Source organism: Alcanivorax sp. HI0044 (genome assembly GCF_001634945.1).
Genome location: NZ_LWEZ01000669.1, coordinates 1 through 3,948, shown reverse-complemented (window position 1 = coordinate 3,948; position 3,948 = coordinate 1). Strand labels below are relative to the sequence as shown.

At 61.5% G+C, this 3,948-nt stretch carries 3 protein-coding genes; 1 reads left to right on the top strand and 2 read right to left on the bottom strand.

Annotated elements, in window-relative coordinates; all coding sequences use genetic code 11:
- Positions 1-1,130 (top strand): amidase (locus A3730_RS08180; protein ID WP_063537891.1); only part of this gene is annotated, 1,130 nt, incomplete at its 5' end.
- A 31-nt stretch (positions 1,131-1,161) separates the two neighbouring features.
- On the opposite strand, the gene A3730_RS08175 is transcribed toward A3730_RS08180, so the two are convergent.
- Both A3730_RS08175 and A3730_RS08170 read right to left on the bottom strand, forming a co-directional pair.
- The gene (locus A3730_RS08175) at positions 1,162-2,079 is read right to left on the bottom strand and encodes a metal-dependent hydrolase (RefSeq protein ID WP_063520246.1); all 918 of its coding nucleotides are present in this window, start codon (positions 2,077-2,079) and stop codon (positions 1,162-1,164) included.
- A gap of 15 nt (positions 2,080-2,094) precedes the next feature.
- Positions 2,095-3,840 carry an SDR family oxidoreductase gene (locus A3730_RS08170; protein WP_082872304.1) on the bottom strand — a complete coding sequence of 582 codons (1,746 nt, stop codon included), beginning with the start codon at positions 3,838-3,840 and terminating at the stop codon, positions 2,095-2,097.
- Positions 3,841-3,948 lie beyond the last annotated feature (108 nt).

The following is a 3,948-nucleotide window of genomic DNA, read 5'->3' as shown; positions in this document are numbered from 1 at the left end:
GTACCAATACCCCGGAGTTTGGCGCCAAGGGCATTACCGAGCCGGATTCGTTCGGGCCGGCACGCAACCCCTGGAACCCGGACCATACTCCCGGTGGCTCTTCCGGTGGCTCGGCAGCCATGGTCGCTGCGGGCGTGGTGCCGGTGGCCGGCGCCAACGATGGCGGTGGCAGCATTCGGATTCCGGCTGCCTGTTGTGGCCTGTTCGGTCTCAAGCCGGGCCGTGGGCGCACCCCCTGGGGGCCGGAATTCACGGAGGCCATGCACGGGATCGCCGTTAACCACGTACTCACCCGTAGCGTCCGTGACAGCGCGCTGCTGCTGGATATTGCCCAGGGCGACGAGCGCGGCAGCCTGTTTCAGATTGCCCCGCCAAAGCAGGCTTACGCCCTGTCTGCGGCCAGCCGCCCGGGCAAGTTACGCATCGGTTTTTCCACCCGCTCGCCGCTGGGTACCGATGTGGATCCGGAAGCGATCCGGGCGGTGGAGAAAACCGTGGCGTTGTTGCGGGACTTGGGCCACGAAGTGATTGATGCCGAGCCGCAGATGGACGCCAAACAGATGTGTATGGACTGGCTGTCGGTCTGGTTTGGTCAGTGTGCTGCCGAAGTGGATGAGGTGAAGGCCATTACCGGTTGCGGTGATGAAGGCTTCGAGTTGGATACCCTGGCCATTGCGGCTTTTGGTCGCGCCACCCCGGCCCATGAATACGTGAAGTGCCAGACCCGCTGGCAACAGTACATGATCGCCATGGATGCCTTCCTGGAGCAGTACGATTTCTGGCTCACCCCCACCCTGGCCATGCCCCCTGCAGCTATTGGTGCCATGGCGACGCCGCCGTGGCAGCAGGCCGCGTTGAAGATGTTGCTCAAGGTGGGCGGGGAAAAACTGTTGATGAAAACCGGCATGATCGAGCAGATGGCCATGGAGAATTTCAAATACATGCCCTTCACCCAGTTCGCCAACGTGACCGGGGTGCCGGCCATGTCTGTGCCCTTGCACTGGTGCCAGAACGGTTTGCCGCTGGGCTCCCAGTTTGTCGGTGGCCACGGCGATGAAGGCAAGCTGCTGGCGCTGGCCGCGCAGCTGGAAGCCGCAGCGCCCTGGTTTGATAAAACGCCGGACGCATGAGGCCAGACGCCCGACGTTTGGAAGGGCGGTTTTAGACGTTCATGGCCGCCTGGGCTGCCGGCGAGCGTGCCAGGTACGCCAGCGCCTGTTCCGTATCGCCTTCATGGATCGGATGAAAGCGTGGGGAGACCCAACGCAACGTGGCCTTGAGCAAAAAACCAAAGGTGGGAACGTTCCGGGTCTGCTCGCCGACTTGCTGTAGCTGGATCAGCACCTGCGGAATCAGTTTGCGGCCTATCTCACGTGCGGCCTTGTCGGAATCCTGCCGGGCCAGGCTGCGCCCGCCTTCGGCAATGAAGTAAATGAACAGCGGGAAAACAATGGCCATCAGAGCCTGGCGGCTGACATAAAACCCAAGCTGGGTCTTGCACAGATGCTCGAACAGATCGTAGGCCACGGTGCGGTGTTCCACTTCTTCGGCCAGGTGCCATTTGAACAGATCCACCATGGTGGGGTCGCCGTTCTGCTCCCAGCTTTCGTTGTCCATGGCCCACTGCCCCAACACACCGGTGAAATGTTCGATGGCGGCGATGATGCCGACACGCATGACCAGCCAGTGTTTTTTGAACGGTTTGCGCTGCATCAGGGTAAGCCCGAACGGCGCATCGGCCAGCGCGGTGCCAAACAACCATTCCACTCGTTTCAGGAACGGCTCTACGCTGAGGCCGTGACGTTCCAGATACAGTTGTGCCTTGCTGTGGGCGCGAGAGTGCACCGCTTCCTGTCGGATGAAGCCCTGCACGTCGGCCAGAAGCTGTTCATCCTGGATCAGCGGCAGGGCCTGATTGTATACCCGACAGAACCACAGCTCGCCTTCCGGCAACAGCAGGTGGATGCCGTTGATGGTGTGTGTGGAGAACGGATCATCACGCAGCCAGTGCAGTGGTGTCTGATCAAAATCGAACTGCACCCGGCGCGCTTTCAGTTGGTGTCGAACAGTGGCATTCATGGTGTCCGGTCTCCGTCAGGGGGTCAGGTCAATGCGTGCAACGCGGCGTGACAGTGAAGGGGCGAAGCGGCTGAGCAAGCGGGTGCTCCAGGCTTCCGCCCCCACCAGTGACAGGGCCGGGTTGTTGAGTACTGCCTTGAGGATGGCGTCGGCCACATCGTCCGGTGAAAAATTACGACGTTTGTAGAGCGCATCGGCCTTGGCGCGTTTCTCGGCTTGTTCTTCTTCGCTGGCGCCGGCATAGACGGTGGCGTTGGCAATGCCGGTGGCAACAAAGCCAGGGCAGATGGCGGTGACGCCGATATCGTGCTCGGCCAGTTCAGCACGCAGGCACTCGCTCAGCATGTGCACCGCTGCCTTGCTGGTGGAGTAGGCGGCCAGTTTGCGATTGGGGGCAAAGGCGGCGGCGGAGGCCACGTTAATAATGTGGCCGTGGCGATGGCCGTCGATCATCTGCTGGGCGAACAGACGCGAGCCGTGAATGACGCCCCACAAGTTCACTTTCAGCAGGCGATCCCATTCCTTGACGCTGGTATCCAACACTCCGCCAGCCATACCGATGCCGGCGTTGTTGATCACAATGTCGGCGCCACCCAGTTCCTTGGCGACCCAGTTGGCCAGGCGTTGCATGGCCTGGGCCGAGCCCACATCGACTTTGCGAGACCAGGCAACGGCACCCAATTCCCGAGCCTTGGCTGCGGTGCCTTCGGCGCTGTCTTCATCAATGTCCACACAGACCAGGTCCGCGCCTTGCGCAGCGAAGCGCAGGGCGGTGGCGCGGCCGATACCGGAACCGGCGCCGGTGACGACCGCCGTTTTTCCATTCAGGGGGAGTGCGCTGCGGGCCGGGCGTACGCGGGCATGCTGCAGGGCGCCGCTCATGGTGCCTTTCTCTACGCCGCTGACGAATTCGTGAATCCAGTCGGCAATGCGTTCCGGGTGGCTGAGGGGGACCCAGTGGTTGGCGTTGATGTCGCGGCGGTAGAGTTCTTCTACCCAGAGATGCAGGTCTTCAAATAGCTGGGTGCCCACATAATTGTCGCGGGTGGGCACGATCAATTGGACCGGGCAATTGGCGTAGCGCTTTTCCGGGTTGATCAGCTTGTTACGAAAATTGGCCCGGTAGAGCTGCACGCCGAATTTGCCGTCTTTGCCCTGGGTGGGGTTGGCGTCGGGTTCGGCGACATTTTCCCGGTGCTTCAGGTACTGCGGCCAGAGTTTGTCGAGGCCGCCCTGCCAGGCGCTGGGGGCGAGCACGGGAAGATGAAAGAAACCGATATACCAGGAGCTGAGTACCTGCTTGAAGACTTTCGCCTTGGCGGAGGCGGACAGGTTCAGGGTGCGTTCGCGCATCCAGTGGCCCATGTGGTCCAGGCAGGGGCCGGAAATCGTGGTGTAGGACAGAATGCGCGATTTCAGCGGCTCGCTGGTGACCGATTCCCAGCTTTGAATGGAGCCCCAGTCATGGCCGGCCAGATGAAACCCCCGGCCGGGGATCAGGGTATCCACCACCGCGAGCAGGTCGGCGGACAGCAGCTTCATGCGGTAGTCCGCTTGCGCTCGGGGAGCCTGGGAGGCGCCGGCGCCCCGCACATCATAGAGGATTACAAAGTAGTGTTTGGCCAGCTGCTGCGCCACCGGTTGCCACACGCTGTGGTTGTCCGGGTAGCCGTGCACCAGCACCACGGGCGTCTTTTTGGGGTCGCCGAGAGTGTAGGCCTGGAGTGAAATGCCCTGGCTGTTGACGGTGGTGGGGGTCATGTTGGCTCCTGAAAACATGGCGACGCGATATCTGGACAACGTCAAGATAATCGAATGTATCAGTGCTCAATGTAACGGTCAATGTGCTCGTTGTGGCAGCAAATACCG

Bases quoted from the DNA above. Each gene is read 5' to 3' on its own strand.
- A3730_RS08175 (WP_063520246.1), bottom strand. From the start codon at position 2,079: ATGAATGCCACTGTTCGACACCAACTGAAAGCGCGCCGGGTGCAGTTC.
- A3730_RS08170 (WP_082872304.1), bottom strand. From the start codon at position 3,840: ATGACCCCCACCACCGTCAACAGCCAGGGCATTTCACTCCAGGCCTAC.